Source organism: Maledivibacter sp. (assembly GCA_025210375.1).
In the GTDB taxonomy this organism is placed as follows: Bacteria; Bacillota; Clostridia; order Peptostreptococcales; family Caminicellaceae; genus JAOASB01.
On the sequence record JAOASB010000023.1, the window covers coordinates 84,909 to 105,607 of the forward strand.

A 20,699-nucleotide genomic window follows, 5' to 3' on the forward strand; every position below is an offset into this window, starting at 1 on the left:
GTTTGCTAAAATCCTCCTACAACTTTTATTTTGAAGTAATAATATTTTTAGAAATATCAATCTGTTTCCTTAGAATTGTACTCTATTGGTACCTTTACATCTATAGCTATTAACGCTTGCTCTAATACAACAAAGAATTGTTCAATATCAGGTACATCTATTGCCCCTAGGCTGCATAATCTAAAGGTGGCTGTATCGGTAACCTTACCAGGATAAATCGTAAATCCTCTTTCAAAGCAATAATCATGAACCCCTTCAAAGCTCCAATTAGGGTCATCGGGATACTTAACTGAGATGACTAACCTAGACTGTTTGTCACGCTCAATTAGATCCTTAAAGCCTAGTTTTGTTAAACCCTCATGCTGTGCTTCCCAAATTCTTTGATGTCTAGCCCATTTTGCAGCTTCTCCTTCTTCCCAATACTCTTTTATGGCTTGCTTTGTTGCATAAACGGTTTGTACCGGTGGTGTGAAATGCATTTGTCCTTTTCTTTCAAAGAAATCATACTGCATATATAGATTTGTATAATATGAACGGGTAGGATATTCCTTAGACCTTTCTATAAGTTCTCTGTTTCCAACTACATAGGATAGCCCTGTCATTGACATTAATCCTTTTTGTGCAGAAGCCATTAGAAAGTCAATATTATCCTTTTCAATATCGATTGGAATCATAGCATATGTTGAAGTGGTATCAACCATAAATATACTTCCATAATCATGGGCTAGTTTTCCTATTTCTCTTATGGGATTTAATAATCCTGTACCTGTTTCATGATGACAAGCATATACCACTGCTATGTCCCCATCTTCCTTTAAAACCTTTTCAATTTTTTCTAAGTCTGGCAGTTCGGTTAGGGAGAACTTAAGATTTATATGGGGTAAATTATAATACTCACATACCTCAGCCGCCCTTGCACTATATGATCCATTGTTTATTACTAACATCTTTTTATTAGGTGGCAATAAGGAGTTAACACAAGCATCAATATTTATTGTGCCTGAACCACAAAATAAAACCGACGTATACTTTTGGAGATCCCCATGAACAATTTTTACTAGCTCTTTTCTCATATCCAACATAATTTGTGCGAACTCTTTTTCTCTAGGACAAATATCCGGTATTACTTGAGCAAATTTTACTGTATCAGTGGTTGTTGCAGGCCCTGGATTTAATAAAACATTCCTTTTCACTTTATACATTTAGGTATTCCCCCCTATACTTTATATTATCTATGAGGCACTCTCCTTTGAATCAGATGAGTTCCTCTATTTATCTTTCACATATTAATTTTAAAGTTCAAATAATTTTTAAAATTCCCGGTCATGCTTTAGCTTTATCCGTCGTTTTATTGGCTATTAATGCCAAGACCATCATCAAAACACATATTACGGCAATAGAAGTAAATAGAATGTTCCAATTACCCGTTTTATCTAATATCCTACCAAAGATTATAGCTTGTAGTGCAGCTCCCATATATGCTGACCAGTCTAACACACCGGCTGCGGTACCTGCAAAAACTCGACCTCCTACATCCGTTGAATATGCCCAAACCACACCATTGATAGCATAAACAAAGAATCCTGCAATAAATAATCCAATGGATGCACTCTGGATTGTTTTAAAACTAGGGAATAAGAAAACCGATACAGAAGAAACTACTGCACAAATAACAACCGCCGGCAAGCGACCCTTTTTACCAAATTTATCTGAAGCCCATGGTACTATGAATGTTCCTAGTGCCATCCCCACAGGTAATAATACTGATTTTAAAATCCCAGATTTTACATTCATATTTAAAACTTGTACATAATAGGTCGGTATCCATGTCAATAATCCATAACGGGCAATACTTGATATGGCTATGATACAACACCAAATAACAAATCTCCATTGGCTAAACAAATGAATAAAGGGATATAGCTTACCCTTCTCTACTACAATTTTTTGAAGCTCGGCTTCTTGTTCTTTTGTCTCTTCATCCTCTTCATATTCCTTTAACCCCACTTCACTTGGTCTTGCCCTAACCATAATCCAATATACTATACCCATGGCCACCATTGGAACTATTGGAATTCTAAATGCTCCTCGCCAACCTAAATCTGGAAATGCTGAAACTGCTTGTAAAACACTAAACCAAACAATAATTTGTGCAACTCCAGAGAATCCATTAGCAAAGCCAGTTGCAAATCCCCTTTTATGACTAGGCCACCACTTAGTTATTAAACTTATACCAGGAGACCAAAGCATGGATTGAAAATAACCATTTAATCCCCATAATATACCAATAAGCACAAGAGAGGATTGAAAGCTTATAATGACATTAGCCCCTGCAGATAAAAGTAATCCTGTAAGAATAATTTTCTTTGGTCCAAAAACCTCTCCAAGACGTCCATTTATCAAATGTCCAAAGCCATAAGTCCAAAAAAGCACCGATGAAAGAAGTCCAACTTGTGTCTTAGTCCATCCCATTTCTTCCATCATCATTGGCAGTGCCAATCCCATATTCAATCTACCGTTATATAAAAATGCATACAAAATGGAAAAACCTAACAGCGCTAGCCACGAATACTTTTTAAATTTCTTTGCATCCTTTTCCGTATATCCTAGAGAATTTTTTGCCATTACCTTCCCTCCTTATTAGTAGTACAAAACAAGTCATAAATATTAAAACTCCAGCAAGAGGATTGATATATCATTAATATTTATGGATATATCAAAATAAATTGATAATCATTGCTGGAGTTTACTTCTATATATTTTAGAAACAACTAAACATTTTAATTTTTCGGGTCAATGGTTTAATTCGAAAATCCACAAAGTTATTGCTATATTTCTTCAATAGATCATTTATAGAATTCAGTATAAATTAAATCCATTAAATAGACTCTATAATACCTTGCCCTGGTCTTTCACCTTTTCTTAGTCTTGGCTCAATCTCATAGAAGATAATATCAGGAACGTATTCCACGGAAGGCACTAGGAAATCTGGTTTTGCCAAAGCTAGATTATCATAATTATTACTTCCAGTGGCATAAAGACCTATGGTCCAACACCCCGCATTATTACCGCAAAGCATACCGCCGGCAGTATCATCTATCTTAACTACTGATTCGATAGGCCATACATTTAATTTTGACATACAATCATATACCATAAATGGGCTTGGTCTTCCCTCAACTATTTCAGAGTTGGTTGCAACATCAAACTTCATACCATAATTATCTTCAAGATACTTGTTCAGCATTTTTGAATCTCCATCATAATATCCGGTATCACAGCCAACATAAATTTCTGCTTCTCTTAATTTTGTAATACACTCAAGGGCTCCAGAAATTGGCTTAGCTAAATCCTCATCTACTATATATTTAGTCATTAATGGTTTAAATTCCGCTAGCAAGTCTTCAAAATCCTGCTCATTGGGTTTCCGTCCATATTTAGCTTCCCATTGTTCTTGGCACTCTGGTAATGCAAGAAGCATACGTAAATGTGTAGGTTTATAATTTCCCATGGGTTTCCTAATTGATTCCCAGCTTAAAGTTATGTCAAATTTTTTAAAGGCTTCATAAAAAGGTACTACAGGCGCCTTACAACCTCTTAAATCATCCTCTGGCCAACGATGTCTTAAATCCTGAGGTCCATCACAAAAAGTCCCGGCAGTATCTAGAACCGCTAAATTTATTTTCCCTGTATATCTTCTCGTATACATATAAAATCCCCCTTATTAATATTTATTAATTTATTAGTTCTTACTATGAAAAAATCTCAACTATCCTCCCTTCTTTATTAGAATTATGATTCGACCTTCATTGCTAACAACTTAAGTAATCATAATTAAGCTTGTTTAATTATGATTATAGACTTGCTCTTTAAAGGTACTTTAAAGAATACATAAAGTTTTGTTAAAATTTATAAAATTTTGAATTTAAAGAAAATAATACATAATTGTTTGATCAGCCATAATTATGCCCTAGGTGATAAGCCTTAAGGATTAATAAAGTAAAAAAAAAGAGCCTTTATTCCTAAATAAGGATAAAATTGCTCTTTATGATGCAAATACTTTTTAAGTTTTATTAACCTATCATCTATATGATGGATGTAGGCCTTTGTTCATCCACTATGATGGCTAAAACCACCATAACTATGCACAATATTGCGATCGATACGAAAACATACTCCCATTTATTAGTTATTTGAAGTATAAACCCAAAAACCATTGCTTGAACAGCAGCACCCATATAGGCCGCCCAATCGAGTATTCCTGCGGCTGTACCGGCAAACACCCTGGTTCCGACATCAATAGAATATGGCCAGAGAACTCCATTAATTCCATATAGAAAAAAACCAGACCAGAATAATGCAATGGTTACTGTTGTAGCAGTCTTCATACTAGGAAATATAAAAACCATTAATGCACTCAAAGCTCCAAAAATTATTACCGCGGGGGATCGATTCTTTCCAAATAATCGGTCAGTAGACCATGGAACTATAAAAGTCCCCATGGCCATTCCAAGTGGAAGCATCAATGAATCAAATATGCCAGTTCTAATTTGTATATCCATTTGTTCGGCGAAATATAATGGAATCCAAGTCAATAATCCGTACCGACAAATACTAGCTAAAGCAGATATTATACACCATATACAAAATCTCCACTGACTAAATAGGCATTTATATGGAAATAGTTTTCCCTTTTCATTATTCAATCTTCTATAAAGCTTTTCTTTTTCACTTATATTTTGATCTATCTCTTCATAATCCATAAGTCCTACATCCTTAGGACTTTCATTTACCATTATCCAATAAAACATTGATATTATTAATAAAAATGATACCGGAATTCTAAATAATTCTCTCCATTCCCTTTGATGAACTATCTTAAAAGTAACAATCACACTAGCCCATAGAACTATATGGGCTAATCCAGAAAAACTATGGGCAAAGCCTGCTGCAAAACCTCTTTTATTGCTAGGCCACCATCTAGATAATAGGCTCATACCCGGTGCCCATATCATTGACTGAAAATAACCGTTTATACACCATAAAATAGCAATCATAGTGGAAGAATTAGATAAACTAACTATCCAATTTGTTAGTATAGTTAATATTATACCTGCCATTATAAATTTTTTAGGCCCTAATATTTCTCCCAACCTTCCATTGATAAAATTACCACAGGCATAGCCCCAATATATTGTAGAAGCAATTATGCCTATTTCTATTTTAGAAAGTCCTAGATCATTTTTCATTAATGGCAATGCTATTTCTAAATTAAATCTGCCATTGTAAACAAAGGCATAGGTCAGTGCAAATCCCAATAAAGTCATCCATGAATATTTTTTAAATTTTTGATCAAACTTCTGTATAGTATCAATATTGTTCATTCCCTCAACTCCTTTTCATGATCATTTGTTATAAGAATGAACTATTACAAATATAGTATAAATGGAAGTCCCTATCAGAGTTATATACAAAAAATACTTATTATGTTAAAATTATACTTCAATTTCTTTATATGGGTCAATGCTATTAAAGAAAAATTTATTTAATACAAAAATAACCATCTAAGGGGTTCACTTAGATATATCATTAAATCCTTTATATGTAAATAAAAGAAAAAATATATTTTTCGCGAATATCATATAAATAATTAAGTTTTTTGATAAATATTTTTAGGAGGAATCCTATGTTTTTGATTACTCACTCGATAATAGCCATGAGTAGTATTACCTTTGTGCTAGGCTTAATATATTTTTATTTATTCCTACAGAATCACAACCGCTATATGGGTTTCTGGGGAGTCAGTTGGATAATGTATTCTCTAAGCTTTATATTCGATCTATTAAAGTTTGCCGGACAAGACTTTTCAATTTTTATTATTGAAAAACAAACATTCTACCTTATTATTAGTATCCTATTTCTTTTTGGCTCCTATAATTTTTGGAATAAAAGTATACCTAAATTCTGGATATATTTCTCTGTAATAAGTTTTTCAACCATAATCAGTGCTACTTTAACTGAAAATTTTTTTCTACCTTTAATGCTACATTCCTCAATCTTTTTATGCTTCATATCTGTATGGAATGGGCTACTATTTTTAACCCACTCCTTAGATGATAAAACAAGTGAAAAATATCTTACTGGATTTATTTTTATCATTTGGGGTATTTATCAAGGCTATTATCCTTTTATACATCCTAACTTTTGGTTAGCCCCTTGGAGCTATCTATGCGGTGTTGTTCTTATAAATATACTTAGCATCCTAATATTGCTACTTCATTTTAAGAAAAACAAAAATGAAATATTAAAACGTGAAAAGCGGTTTCGTCTTCTAGCAGAAAACGCCCATGATCTTATTTACCTTTACTATCTTAATCCAACCCCTAGATTTGAATACGTTAGTCCAGCAATAACAAAAATAATGAATCTTACACCTGAAAATTTATATAGTGATCCAATGATTTTCTTTGACACTATACACCCTGAAGATAAATTAATGTTGCAAGAAATTTTTACACAACCCCTCACTGAATCTGTTGAACCCATATGCCTAAGATGGATATGTAAAGCTGGCCAAATTATGTATGGTGAATTACATCACACAATCATTTATGAGCAATGGGGCAATGTAAAAGGAGTAGAAGGCATTTTGCGTGATGTTACAGAACGTAAGCAGGTGGAAGAAAACCTATTAAAAATTCAAAAATCTCGTCATGAATTGATAACTAATATATCCCATGAGTTGCGAACTCCTATAACCCTTATTCAGGGCTATGTTGAAGCAATGGTTGATAATCTTATAACAGATCCAAAGGATTTGGCAAAATATTTAAATATAATTCATACTAAGGTATTATCTTTAAATCGTTTAATCAACGACTTATTTCAACTTACACAGCTAGAAGCTAGGGAAATAGACTTTCAGTTTTTTGAAATCTCTATAAAAAATTTAATTCAAAGGATATACTATAAATTTGAATTAGATGTGAAAAATGCTGGATTGGAGTTATTACTTAATGTTCCTAACGATGATTGCATAGTCACAGTTGATTTTGATAGAATAGAACAAGTATTTGCAAACCTAATTTATAATTCCATTAAACATACTTGTATGGGAGGAAAAATATCTATAGAATACATAGTTCAATATAATATAAGTAATCCTATTCCCTCTGGAAATGAAAATACAGAAAATATCAATACAGATTATCAAATTGACAATTGCTTGTATGAAATCCCTTTGAACAATGTTATCATAATGATTAAGGACAATGGTTCAGGCATCCCAGAAGATGATCTTCCCCATATATTTACACGATTTTATCGAGGTGAAAAATCTAATGTTTATAAAATTAAAGGTCGTGGTCTGGGATTATCCATCACTAAAGAAATTGTTGAATCCCACGGGGGCAGCATATGGGTAGATAGCAAAATAAACCAAGGCACTACTTTTTATTTTTCTTTACCATTTTGCTAATTACTTCTACACGCAAAATTTCCTACAATAAAAAGTTATATTTGGCATTAAACCAAATATAACTTTTAAAGCAATATTTTTAACTAAGTAAAATTACATAATCACTTTGTGTAAAAGCCTCTACCATAAGGGCTTCCAGTCAAAATTTTGATTTATACATATCAAAACTCTCCATAGGAATAACCTATATTATGAAATTCTACTAAGTAAGAATTACTCAATTTCCTCAACTAATATATCTTTGGAACCTTTTCTTCAAATTCTTTGTTTATGCTTTGTCTTAGTCCTTCATTCGTCAATATATCATATCCAGTCATAGCTAGCCCTTTAGCCCCTTTTATTGCTACTTCCTTTGCTCTGGCTGAAATTGAATATCTTGTAAACTCGATTGAATGTGCATTAACACCATCATGGGCTATTGCTAAGTATGAATGAATAGCAGGAATTTTTAAGGTAACATTGCCTATGTCCGATGATCCCACCTTTTGTTCGGGATCGGGGTAACCCATTTTCTCACCTAGAAGTCCCATATTACTCTTAAATGCTTCCGCCATAACCATATTTGGATATCTTTCAGCATACATTCTACCTATATCCATAGAAGCCTTTGCCCCTGTAAGCACCTCAGCTGAATGTACCACCTGTTTAATTTTTTCAACTAAACTCTTAAGCTCTGATAATGTCTTAGCCCTCACACTGAAATCACAACGGGCATATTCTGGTATGATGTTTGCTGCTTCTCCACCCTTTGTAATTATACCATTTATATTTGATTTCATGTCAAAGGTAGCCCTTATGGCATCGATACCATTAAATACTTGGATAACCGCATTTAATGCATTTATTCCCTTTTCTGGTGACGAAGAGTGGGCGGCTTTTCCTTTAAACTCTATTGTTACTCTAACAGCGGCTAAACCCCCTCTACCTATTATTGACCTCGATGAAGTGGGATGTATCATTAAAGCATAATCAACGTCATCAAATTCATTGTTTTCTAGCAGAATTATCTTACCACCGCCTCCTTCTTCAGCAGGGGTTCCAATTAGCAGCACCTCTCCATCCAATTCCCCCATAATCTTACTTAAGCCAATTGCAGCACCTACCGAACAAGTGGCAATTATATTGTGTCCACAGCCATGTCCTATTTCGGGTAAAGCATCGTATTCAGCAAGAAATGCCACTTTGGGCCCTTTTTTTTCGCCCTTAAATCTGGCTTTAAATGCCGTATCTAATCCCCCAATCCCTTCACTTACTTCAAATCCATGCTTTTTTAATAATTCAATTATCCAGTTTGAAGCCTTGTACTCATTAAAACATATCTCTGGATTGTCATGGATTTTTTCACACAAGTCTAATAACTCATTTTCTATTAGGTCTATTTGACCTTCTATGCTATTTTTTTTCATTGTGATTATCACCCCTTTACATTATAAAATATGACAGGCTGCTTCATGTCCTTTCTCTATTTCCTTTAATTCTGGACGAATTTTTTTACATATGTCCTTTGCAAAAGGACATCTTTCATGGAAATAACATCCACTTGGCAGATTAATAGGACTAGGTATCTCTCCCCTAAGCTCTAGGGATTCAGTTATACTATCCTCATCTATTGTTGGGACTGCTGAAAATAAAGCTTTAGTATATGGATGCACTGGATTTGAAAAAATTTGTTCTTTAGTCCCCTTTTCCACTATACACCCTAAATACATTACTCCGAGTCTGTCACTTATATGTCTAACAACCGATAAGTCATGGGCTATAAATAAATATGAAAATCCGTATTCATCCTTTAAGTCCATTAACAAATTTAATATTTGGGCTTGTATAGAAACATCAAGGGCGGATACGGGTTCATCGGCAATAATAAATTCAGGTTCTACTGCCAGTGCCCTTGCTATACCTATCCGTTGCCTTTGTCCTCCACTAAATTGATGTGGATATCTGTTTGCTTGCTCAGGTCTCAATCCAACCTTCATTAATATTTCAATACATTTCTCAAATGCCTCTTCTTTTGTAGAAGCTATTTTATGAAATAGCATAGGTTCCATGATTATATCCTTGACTTTTTGTCTAGGATTTAACGATGCATATGGATCTTGAAATATCATTTGAATTTCTTTTCTAAGGGGCAGCATTTCCTTTGAACTTAATTTTGTTATATCCCTTCCTTTATAAATAATACTACCACCCTTTGGCTCAAGGAGCTTTATGATTGTTCTAGCAGTTGTGGATTTACCACAGCCGCTTTCACCAACCAAACTAAAAACCTCTCCCTTATCTATGTGAAAGCTTACACCATTAACTGCACTAACAACCTTATTTTCTATTTTGATTTTACCATCTTTCACCTTAAGCTTATCTAAAAAATCAGATGTCAAATTAAAGCTTTGAGCCAAATCCTTAACTTCTATTAGTTTACTCAAATTTATGTCCCCCCTTCAAAGGGAAATGACAGGCAGTATAATGTCCTTCCCTCATAATAGCTTTTACGGGTTCTTCATTTAAGCACTTCTCCTGACAATATTTACAACGGGGAGCAAATTTACATCCCTTGGGCAAATCAAACATATTGGGCACCATTCCCGGAATTTGCTCAAGTCTATGGGAATCCTTGCTCAATTTTGGTATTGAATTCAACAGGCCCTTTGTATAGGGATGAGCAGTATTATTTATTATATCCCTAGTACTTCCTTCCTCAACTATTTTTCCGCAATACATAACCACAATCTTATCCGCGGTTTCTGAAACTACGGCCAAATCATGGGTTATAAGTATTAGGGAAGCATCATTATTTTCTACCAACTCCTTCATTAGCTTTAATATCTGTGATTGGATAGTAACATCTAAAGCAGTGGTAGGTTCATCTGCAATTATTAGTGTGGGATTTGCGGCAAGAGCTATGGCTATGATAACTCTTTGTCTCATTCCTCCACTAAACTCATGGGGATAGGCCTTTAATCTATGCTCCGGATTTGGAATTCCCACTGATTTTAATAGTTCAATACACCTTTCTTTTCTTTGACTTTCATTAAGATTGCCATGTAATATTAGCATTTCTTCAATTTGCTGCTGAATAGTATATAATGGATTTAATGATGTCATTGGGTCTTGAAATATCATTGATATCTCTTTTCCTCTAACCTTCATCATTTCTTTTTCAGATTTTTTAGCTAAATCTTCTCCTTTAAACATTACCTTTTCTGCCTCTACAACACCGGGTTCTTCAACTAGCTTTAGAATAGAAAAACTGGTAACTGATTTTCCACTGCCCGACTCTCCTACTATACCTAAAACTTCCCCTTTGTCTAAGGAGAAACTAATTCCATCAACGGCTTTAACTACTCCTTTAAAAGTATGAAAATATGTCTTCAATCCCTTAACCTCTAAAAGTTTATTGCCCATGCTTTCACCTCTAAACTATTTTAACTTAGGATTTAACTCATCTCTTAAAAAGTCTCCAAGTAAATTTATTCCAAAAACTAACAGCATAATATAAAATCCTGGGAAAACTGAAACCCACCATAGTCCACTAAACAGTACGTCAAATCCATTTTTCACTAGAAGACCCAATGAAGGCTCTGTTATAGGTACTCCAACGCCTAAAAAGCTTAAAGTAGCCTCAGTCAGAATAAAGTCTCCAACTTTAATAGTTGAAATTACTATAACAGATGTAAAAACATTTGGTAATACGTGTCTAGGAATTATTTTTCTATCGGGAAGCCCTATTACCCTCGTGGCCTCAATAAATTCCTTTTTCTTTACCGATAGGGTTTCCCCTCTAACCGTTCTAGCAAAAATAACCCATCCAACTAATGTCAGCGCAAATAGTAGTTTATCCACCCCACGTCCAAAGGCTGACATAATAAATAGGGCAATGAGCATAGAAGGAAAGGATAGCTGAATATCTGCAATTCTCATGATAAAGGAATCTATTTTACCACCATAATATCCCGCCAATAATCCCAATGTAGTTCCAATAAAACAAGATAATATGGTAACAGTCAATCCAATGAATAGGGATATTCTACTTCCATATATTATCCCACTCACGATATCCCTGCCCTGATCGTCTGTTCCAAGTATAAATCTTGAATCTCCTCCCTCCTGCCAAACAGGAGGCTTATAAGCATCAGCCAAGTCTATTTCCGTTAAGTCATATGGATTCTGGGGAGCAAATGCAGGTCCAAATATAGCCAAAAATAATGCTATAAATATGATAATAGAGCCAATTATTGCAGGCACATTTCTTTTATAATTATAAAAAAACTCCGAAGATGTGACTCTATGTAGTTTCTCCTTAATACCAATTTTTTGTCCTACCTTAGGTTCCTGTGATTTTGTAGACGTTGTCATTTGATCACCTCAATTCAATTCTAGGATCAATCATTGTATAGATAATATCCACTACAAAGTTTATAACTACAAATATTAATGCCACGAACATAAGATATGCTACTATTACAGGTCTATCCGACATATATATTGAATCTATTAGTAGCTTTCCCATGCCAGGCCAAGCGAAAATCGTTTCTGTTATAGTTGTAAAGGCTATTAATTTTCCTATTCTGACACCGAAAACTGTAACTACAGGTATCAAAGCATTTTTAAGTGCATGTCCAAATAGCACCTTTCTAGAGGAAACACCCTTTGATCTAGCGAACTTTACATAATCCTGTCTCATATTTTCCTGCATGCCGGCCCTTGTAAGTCTAAGCATCATGGCGATATTTCCCAATGAAAGGGTAAAAGCAGGAAGTATAATATGTCTCCATCCACTAGCTGAGAATATACTTAATCTCATTCCTAAGATTTCAATGGCTTCTCCTCTACCTGAAGCAGGCAGCCATCCTAAAATTACTGAGAAAATATATATCATCATCATTCCCACCCAAAAGGATGGTAATGAAATACCCAATATTGATCCAGCCATTATCACTCTGCTACTATGCCTTTTAGGATAAGCTCCTGCATAGACCCCTAAGGGTATGGCAAGAACAATTGTCATAAGCACCGCTGTAATAACTATCTCCAGAGTTGCGGGAATCCTTTCTATAATCAAACCTAATGCAGGACGACTAAACATGTATGATTTCCCAAAGTTACCACTTGATATATCCTTAAGAAATATCCAATATTGAATATGGATAGGTTTATCTAGCCCAAGGCGTTCTATGGCTACTTGGATTTCCGCCTCTGAAGCATCCTCCGGCAGCAGCATAGATATTGGATCCCCGATATAATTAGTGAGTATAAATACAACCAATGAAACAACAAATAACACTAAAATCATCTGCATAAATCTTTTGACAAAGTATTTAATCAAATATCTCACCTCAATTCAATAAAGCATACGTTATATTTGTATCTAAGCTAGTTGTATGAATAAGAGGAAGTTAGAATAACTTCCCCTAGCAGCATACTAATCTACTATATCCATATCCCAAGTAAAAATATATTTATTTGGTCTTGGCTTATAGCTTATATTCTTTTTCTTTGCAAATAAATCTTTTTGGAAATGAAGTGGAATATATGCTACATCATCTGCAGCTACTTTAGCAGCCTGTGCAACTATCTTCGCCCTTTCTTCCTTATCGGCGGTCTGATATGCTTTATCTATTAATTCATTAAACTTAGGGTTGTTATAGTATCCTCTGTTGACATTACCATAACCTTCCTTTTCACCATAAGTATATAGTAAGTCCTTTAATAAAATGGCTCCTTCTCCGCCACTGTCAGCCCATCCAGTCATGCAGAAGCTGGTTTTATCCTCCCTTGTTGTTATATGCTTGAAGAATAGGGATTTAGGCATAAGATTTAGCTCAAGCTTTATTCCTACTTTTTGCAAGTAACTTGCAACTGATTGGGCTATCTGCTCATCGTTTACATACCTATTGTTTGGTGCATCGAGGGTAATAGTGAATCCCTCTGGATAACCCGCATCTGCTAAAAGCTGCTTAGCCTTTTCTGGATCGTATTCCAATCTCTTGATATCTGAATTGTGTCCAAGGAAAACATCGGGTATATATGATGCCGCAGGATATGCTTGTCCATTCATAACATTCTTTACAATTGTATCCTCATCTATAGCATGATAAATTGCTTGTCTAACCCTTATATCCTTTAATGGATTTGGTTTTTCAACCGTTGGAGAATCATCTCTCCACCCGTCAAAATTAAGATATATTACCCTTAAACTCGGTTGCTCTAAAACATCTATATCAGAATTAGACTTTAATCTATCCACATCCCTTACTGCTATATCTACAGTAAAATCAACCTCACCACTTAACATAGTAGCTGTTCTTGTGGCCTCATTCGAGATAGGTCTAAATCTTACCTTTTGTATAGAAGGTTTTTCTCCCCAGTAATCTTCATTTAAAGCTAAATCTAAATGATCCTCCTTAACATGCTCAACAAACTTGTATCTACCAGTACCAACTGGGTTTAAAGCAATTTCTTCATCTGACATACCTTCAGTATATTCTTTATCTATAATCATCACATTTTTCAGGTCTGATAATAATAGTGAATACGGGAAAGGCGTAACTAATTCAAGTGTATAGTCATTAACTTTATTCATACTAGCAACATTAGCCATATAACTCTTATTTGATGAAATCTCATTATTTTTTGCTCTATCATAAGAATATATAACATCATCGGCTGTAAAGTCATTTCCATTATGGAACTTTACGCCCTCTCTTAGCTTAAATACCCAAGTAACTCCATCTTCTTTTATCTCCCAGCTTTCCGCTAGTCCCGGAGTAGATTGCAGGTCATGATCATAGGAAATCAAAGTATCAAAGATATGTAGATTAATTGCACTTGTAACGGTTTCATCATAATCATGTGGATCCATTGATAATGCATCTGAAGCTAAGGCTATAGTGATTTCTTTTTCCTTTTTCTCCTCACTATTACTTTGCTCCTGTTTTGCTGGTTTGTCTGTTGTAGCTTCATTGGAAGTCCCACAACCTGCGAATAGTGACACTACCATTAAAGAAATCAACAATAAGGCTATTACTTTTTTTGTCATTATATTTCCCCCTTTAAATAAACTGTTTATATTTAGCTCTTTATGCTAGAAAGTTTTTTTATCTATATATTTGTCACTAGCATATTGAGATTAAATATTGATACCTTTACTCATAGACAATCATTGAACCGTCTTCAAACTTATCTTGAAATTCCTTTAACTGCTCTATACTATCTAGTATGTCTTGTTTTGACTCTATGGCCAGTGCTGTTAGTAATATATTTGAGATACTAATTAGGCCAGTGATAGTATTAAAAAACAATACAGAATTAGTTGCACATGTAAAAACTACATTTGCATACTTAGAAACCGGTGCCTTCATTGAATCTGTTAAAGCTATTACACTATGGCCCTTTTCCTTCAAATATTCTGTAAAGTTTAATACAAGCTTTGAATAGGTTGGTAGTGTTACAACTATAAAAACACTATTTTCAAGTCTCTTTGACATTTCTAGGCCAACTAAATGGAAGGGAGTAACATTAAATATTTCTGCACTTATGCCAAGATACTTTAATCTCAACAGCAAGAAATTTGTTACCCCAGCGGATATTCCCGATCCAACCAAATAAACTTTAGATGCTTCCTTTATTAATTTTATGGATTGCTTTATATCCTTTACATCAATACTTTTTATTGTATCTTCTACGCATTGCATTTCAGAGTTAATAATATCTGCTAAGTTACTATCTATACTTTCTATATTGCTTAATGCATTTGTCAATTTTTCCGGTGGAGAGGTTTTATATTTAATATAATCTTGAAATTCACTTTTGAGTTCTATAAAACTATTACAGTCTAATTTTTTTGCAAAGTTCAGTATAGTTACTTCTGCAGCTTTAACTTCTTCGCTTAAATTTTTTAAAGTCATAAACCCAACTCTGTTAGAATTACAGAGCAGATAATCTGCTATTTTTCTTTGAGTTTTACTGAACCTAGTATATTGACTCCTTATCCTTTCAATAATATCCATATTGACAAAACCACCCATTTGAATTTTTGAAATTTATAGACAATTCCGATATTAAGATTATACATTACTTAGTTTTTAATGTAAATAATATAATTTTTTTTATATGTTAAAGTGTTTACTTTATTTTTTAATGGAAAAAGTTTTTTGAGATAGTTTTTCTGTATAAACAAAAAATATTGCATACAAAAAACCCTTGATCCTTAACAATCAGAATCAAGGGTTTAGTTATCTATTGAGAAAATTGCATAATCACCTTTTATGAAAGCTATCCACTATATATACTTTAAGCATTATATCTCTTCAACACATATTTCCCCATAATTTGTCCTACCCATACTGTATTTACTAAAACCAAACATACCATAATCAAAATATGTATCTTCATCTATATACTCTAGTACTTTTTCCCCATCTATTAAAAAATCAATCCTATTCTTTTCTACTATTACTTCAAACTTATAATTTTTATTGTATTGCCAATTATAATCTAAACTGATAAGTCTTTTAAGTCCATGGTCATTTTTTATCAATGATACTTTGCTTTCTCCATCAAATCCAACATGATACCCCATCATAGCACCCTTTACACGAAAAGCTAAGTTATGGCTATAACCAAACTGAGGGTTGATATTTGCCGTGATATGAATATCCTTTGCATAATAATTGCCCGTATAAGCCTCAGCAGAATCTAGACACATTCCATGCATTACTCCATCCTCTATTGTCCATGAACCATTATTATGGGCAAATGGAGTGACGCATCCAAACTCTATACTCTCATTTTTAAAATCTATGGTGTATTTTGCCTTTCCTTCTACTTTAAACTCGTCTATAATAATTCTTCCTAAATGCTTATTTTTTTGTCTGGTAAAGCTCTCAATTATTATACCTACCTCATCAATTGAATGTCCACCTGTATCCGGCACCTCAAACTCTACATGATGCCACTTCCCATTTTCAAGCATTTGATATCCTGCTTTTATGTCTTTTTTTGTAACAGTATCACGTACATATGTTGAAATCCCTATATCATCACCATTCCACTTATCTAGATACACCTTCATGCTTACTTTTTGTCCAGGGTAAACTAAGGGTGAAAAAGCTGGACTATATCTTTCATCATCAAAATCATCTCGTCTATAATATGGCTTGTAATATATCTTGCCTGATTTACCTCTATAGGGTCTATCAAGCAACACTTGAAGGGCACCTTGACCACTATATACTATTTCATTTGTATGGGATATAGGAAATAGATTTTCGTTTGAGGATCTAAATCCATGGGTTGCCCCTGGTAGGTTGAAATCAAAATATAAGTTTTCTTGATTATTGCTAATGATGCTAGTAGGAGGTTCCTCTTTAGCCAATCTATAGCCTAGTATAGCCAGCTCCTTCGAAAATGTTGGTACATCAATAATATTCAAATATCCAGAAATACTGGATGCTACAACCATATCGTTTATAGGCCTTCGATAATTATCTTTAATTCCCTCTATTCCCCTGGCCACACCAATAATTGTTCCAACATTTCCTGCATTACAATCCGTATCCCAACCACACATAGTAGCTATTTCTACTGTTCTTGAAACATCGCCTTGACCATATAACAATGATAGTATGCAAACCCCAGCATTTGGTATCATATGACACACTCCCGGATAACGGTCATATCCCCAATTCTCTTTAAGATAATCTCTACATTTTCTAAAATCATCGGGATTATTCTTATAGAAATCTATAACAGCTCCTGTGACCCTAGCATATTCACAGTCAAGGGGTATAGTCGATAATCCAGCATCAATAATCTCCATCACATTTTCTGTTCCAAAGGCCTTAGATATACATGCCGCCATAAATCTTGCTCCATAAATACCGTTTTTGTCATGGGATACACTGGCAGCTATGCCAGCATAATCTGCAGCTTTTTCAATATTTAATGGCAGTACCAAACCCCATGAATCAATAAAAATCTGTCCTCCTATTTGCTCTGCAAGAACTATTCCATTTACATCTATAGACCCGGATTTCGGAGCCTCTATACCATTTTTTAGGTTCAAGTAGGCTGTATTTTCAGTACTTACACCATATCCACCCCACCAAAACATACCCTTGTTTTCACGGGAATAATTAAGCCATGCTTTTCCTACATCCTGGGGCTCAAGCTCTCTGTCACTAGCATAATCTATAAGGGCTCTAATAAAAAATATCGGTCCATTAATGTCATCATCTGCAGCAAAATTTTTATAATTTTTTACATAGGAAGTAATATCTCCATATGTAGATTCTATTTTTTCGTAGGTCCATATAGTAGGTTCAACAGGAGCCCCAAGCCTTACTCCAATAATTTTCCCTAGTAGTCCTGAATATACCTTCTCTAAATAATTTTTTGGTAAAACACCCATTTAATAAGCCCTCCTATTCAAACCCTTAATTATTTATATTATCGATATGATCTGATATTTCCCTTAATACCCTCATATCTTCATTAATTATTCTACTTGCCGTCCTAGCAAATTTATGGGCATCTTTGATCAAATCGCATTTATTAACTTTTTCTAATAATTCAATATCTTCATTTTTGACTATACTGCTTCCATACATTGCTCCCAGAATAGAAGCGATCATTACACCTATTGAATCAGTATCCCTCCCTGAGTTTACCCCATCTATAACAGCCGATGAAAAATCGCCTTCATGTAATACACAATATCCAAGGGCAATAGGCAACTCCTCAATACTAAACAATCTACTTGGGGTATAATGATTACTTGGCATACCCACTTTTTCAATTTTTCTAGCTACATCATCACCCATAGGAGAATATTTCTTGATGACTTTATGGAACTCATTAACTATTAAATCTTTATCATCCCTATACTCCCGAAGTTTTATAGCAGCTTCATATATATCCTTTATTGCCATTTGCGTTCCATCATTAGCAAATTGTATAGCTGTTCTGGCAACTTCATCAATAGTAGTATTTGGAACAAAGGCTTTTGCAACACAAGCAGCCAAAACTCCTGCAGCTTCTAATCCATAGCTGCATTGATGTCCCATGGCGAAAAGAATAGCTTCATCATAGGCTGCCCTTGGATTGCACGCATTAACTATACCTATTGGAGATATATACATTGCAGCCCCACAGTTAACCATATTTCCAACGCCCCCTTCTCTAGGGTCACAATTTGCAAGGGTATGCCTCATAAAGATGTATTTATCAGGATAAAATAAACGATCTATTATATGGGCTTCCTTTTGGAATTCAGGTATATATCTTTTCCTAAAGGCTATTTCCTTTATAAACTCATCTGCCATATCATATGAATCGATGTGTCTTTGAAGATTATTATAAACATTCATAAGGGCTAAGGTCATAAGGGTATCATCTGTTACTATGCCATTCCCCCTTGTCTTGTTTTTTCTGTCTTCTAGTGACCAATCCGACTTCCACCACTCAGTCCTTAAGTCATCTACTCTTCCATACCTAGCCTTTATCTCTTCATATGATAGCTTTTCTATTGTTGCTCCTAAAGCATCACCATAGGCTGTTCCAATTACTACTCCCTTTACTCTATCTTGAAAGCTTATATTACTCATACTTTCCTCCTGAATATTAGTTTAGATTAACTTAACTTATAAAAAAACAAAAGGGCTTAAGTGCCCTTAAGTTTCTACTTTAATGCTTCATTTGCATACTCAGTAATTTCTTTTCCACCTGCTTCATACCATAGCTTTACGAATTCATCGAATTTGTCAATAGATTTTTTACCAGTGATTATATCTGCAGAGTACTCCTTATAAAGGTTAGTCATTGCATCCCAGCTTGCTACATATTCCTCAGGTATTAGGAAGTTTACATCTTCTACATAATACTCTTCAGCCTTTTTCATGGAATCCACAGCTGGTTCAGATAATAAAGGTGTAGCAATTGATATAGTTGGCTGCCATGAATAAACTTCAAAGAATTTTGCAAACCATTCTTGGGATTTTTCAGTTAAATTGATTTCATTATCCTTGATTTCATAATGTTCTCCTTCAAAGCCTAATCTCTCTAGCATTTGTCCTTCATCACTAGCAATATACTCAATAACTTTAAATGCTAAATCCTTATTTTCAGATAATGAGGATATTGCAACTCCCCTACTTTCCTTAGTGACATCGATCGGTAAATATCCTTGGCCCTTACCCTTAGCCGGTGGCAGTACCATCAAACTCGCACCTTCCCCATTAGCCTTTTTCATTTTGCCATCATAGATATCGATTACTTTACCGGTTGAACCAATTATCATACCAACTGTGTTATCATAAAAGGCTTTTTCCTTGGTATCCCATTTTTTAGTTAAATACTCAGGATCTAAGATGCCTTCTTTATATAGTTTTTGATAGAAAGCTAGTTTTTCTTTTTCAAACCCACTAACTTTACCATAAACAAATTTACCCTCTGAATCCTTAACCCAAGCTCCTGTAACCCCAAAGGCTTGATTAAAAATTGAATCTAGCTCTAGGATTTTTCCAGAAACAGTTAATCCATATTTAGGCATACCATCTCCACTAAGGTCCTTCTCTTTTAATTCCTTTAAGAAGTTATAGTAATTGTCTAGGGTAGGATTTTCAAGTAATGCTTTTCCCGTCTCACTAGCTTCAAACCAATCCCTTCTAACAACTGGTGCCTTTGTCTTGATTGGATTTAGCCATATTAGGTATGGATAGTTCTCCATTCTCTTTCTATTGTGAGGCTGCATTGCTTTTTGTACTATTTCAGATTTCTCTATGTATGATGTTAGATCTTCAAGTATACCTTGTTCGGCTATCTGCTTGTCGCCACCTTGGAAATATATTATGTCAGGAATTTTTCCACCAAGTAGTAATAGGTTTAGTTTTTCAGCATAATTTCCCGCAGGCATTTCTACAATTTCAAGCTTAACATTGGTTCCTTGCTTTGCTAGCCCCTGTTCTAGTGCTTCAACATATTTGACATCCCCTGGATTTGATGGTGATAAATCCTTCATTACCATTTTTAAAGTAATAGTCTCAGTACTCTTTGTATCACTATTATTTGTTGCTTCTTGACTTTCAGTTGGAGTTGATTCATTGGATGCGGGATTAGTCTCCTCCTTTGAAGTACTGCCACAACCAATTAATGAAAAAACTAAAGCAATTGACAATAATAAAGCAAGAATTTTTCTCATTTCATTTCCTCCTTAAATATGATAATA

Annotated in this window: 15 protein-coding genes; 1 reads left to right on the top strand and 14 read right to left on the bottom strand. The window is 34.4% G+C overall.

Annotated features, from left to right (window positions below; all coding sequences use genetic code 11):
* Positions 1–56: 56 nt before the first annotated feature.
* The 4 genes from N4A68_08090 to N4A68_08105 all read right to left on the bottom strand — a co-directional run bounded on the left by N4A68_08090 (position 57) and on the right by N4A68_08105 (position 5,384).
* Positions 57–1,202: a 2-aminoethylphosphonate--pyruvate transaminase gene (locus N4A68_08090; GenBank protein ID MCT4564269.1), complete on the bottom strand. Its 1,146-nt coding sequence runs from the start codon at positions 1,200–1,202 to the stop codon at positions 57–59.
* 121 nt (positions 1,203–1,323) lie between these two features.
* Entirely contained in the window at positions 1,324–2,625 is a 1,302-nt protein-coding gene (locus N4A68_08095; protein MCT4564270.1) for an MFS transporter, read from the bottom strand.
* Positions 2,626–2,878: 253 nt separating this feature from the next.
* Entirely contained in the window at positions 2,879–3,709 is an 831-nt protein-coding gene (locus N4A68_08100) for an HAD hydrolase-like protein (protein MCT4564271.1), read from the bottom strand.
* 376 nt (positions 3,710–4,085) lie between these two features.
* A complete protein-coding gene (locus N4A68_08105; GenBank protein MCT4564272.1) occupies positions 4,086–5,384 on the bottom strand; it encodes an MFS transporter in 1,299 nt (432 codons plus the stop codon).
* 302 nt (positions 5,385–5,686) lie between these two features.
* On the opposite strand from N4A68_08105, the gene N4A68_08110 reads away from it, so the two are divergent.
* A complete protein-coding gene (locus N4A68_08110; protein MCT4564273.1) occupies positions 5,687–7,477 on the top strand; it encodes an ATP-binding protein in 1,791 nt (596 codons plus the stop codon).
* A gap of 230 nt (positions 7,478–7,707) precedes the next feature.
* Here N4A68_08110 and N4A68_08115 read toward each other — a convergent pair whose 3' ends face one another.
* The 10 genes from N4A68_08115 to N4A68_08160 form a co-directional block, all read right to left on the bottom strand.
* Entirely contained in the window at positions 7,708–8,883 is a 1,176-nt protein-coding gene (locus N4A68_08115; protein MCT4564274.1) for a M20 family metallopeptidase, read from the bottom strand.
* 21 nt (positions 8,884–8,904) lie between these two features.
* Positions 8,905–9,900 (bottom strand): dipeptide ABC transporter ATP-binding protein, encoded by a 996-nt coding sequence (locus N4A68_08120; GenBank protein MCT4564275.1) that lies wholly within the window; start codon positions 9,898–9,900, stop codon positions 8,905–8,907.
* A complete protein-coding gene (locus tag N4A68_08125) occupies positions 9,893–10,879 on the bottom strand; it encodes an ABC transporter ATP-binding protein (protein ID MCT4564276.1) in 987 nt (328 codons plus the stop codon). Before N4A68_08125 ends, N4A68_08120 begins: the two co-directional genes overlap by 8 nt.
* Positions 10,880–10,894: 15 nt before the next feature.
* Positions 10,895–11,830: an ABC transporter permease gene (locus tag N4A68_08130; GenBank protein MCT4564277.1), complete on the bottom strand. Its 936-nt coding sequence runs from the start codon at positions 11,828–11,830 to the stop codon at positions 10,895–10,897.
* Positions 11,831–11,834: 4 nt separating this feature from the next.
* A complete protein-coding gene (locus N4A68_08135) occupies positions 11,835–12,800 on the bottom strand; it encodes an ABC transporter permease (GenBank protein ID MCT4564278.1) in 966 nt (321 codons plus the stop codon).
* A 96-nt stretch (positions 12,801–12,896) separates the two neighbouring features.
* Positions 12,897–14,513: an ABC transporter substrate-binding protein gene (locus N4A68_08140; protein MCT4564279.1), complete on the bottom strand. Its 1,617-nt coding sequence runs from the start codon at positions 14,511–14,513 to the stop codon at positions 12,897–12,899.
* 106 nt (positions 14,514–14,619) lie between these two features.
* Positions 14,620–15,483, bottom strand: coding sequence for a MurR/RpiR family transcriptional regulator (locus N4A68_08145; protein MCT4564280.1), 864 nt, complete (start codon positions 15,481–15,483; stop codon positions 14,620–14,622).
* A gap of 290 nt (positions 15,484–15,773) precedes the next feature.
* Positions 15,774–17,885 carry an ADP-ribosylglycohydrolase family protein gene (locus N4A68_08150; protein MCT4564281.1) on the bottom strand — a complete coding sequence of 704 codons (2,112 nt, stop codon included), beginning with the start codon at positions 17,883–17,885 and terminating at the stop codon, positions 15,774–15,776.
* Between the two features lie 25 nt (positions 17,886–17,910).
* Complete coding sequence (locus tag N4A68_08155; GenBank protein ID MCT4564282.1) at positions 17,911–19,080, bottom strand: ADP-ribosylglycohydrolase family protein; 1,170 nt, start codon at positions 19,078–19,080, stop codon at positions 17,911–17,913.
* A gap of 74 nt (positions 19,081–19,154) precedes the next feature.
* Positions 19,155–20,672, bottom strand: coding sequence for an extracellular solute-binding protein (locus tag N4A68_08160; protein ID MCT4564283.1), 1,518 nt, complete (start codon positions 20,670–20,672; stop codon positions 19,155–19,157).
* Positions 20,673–20,699: the final 27 nt, after the last annotated feature.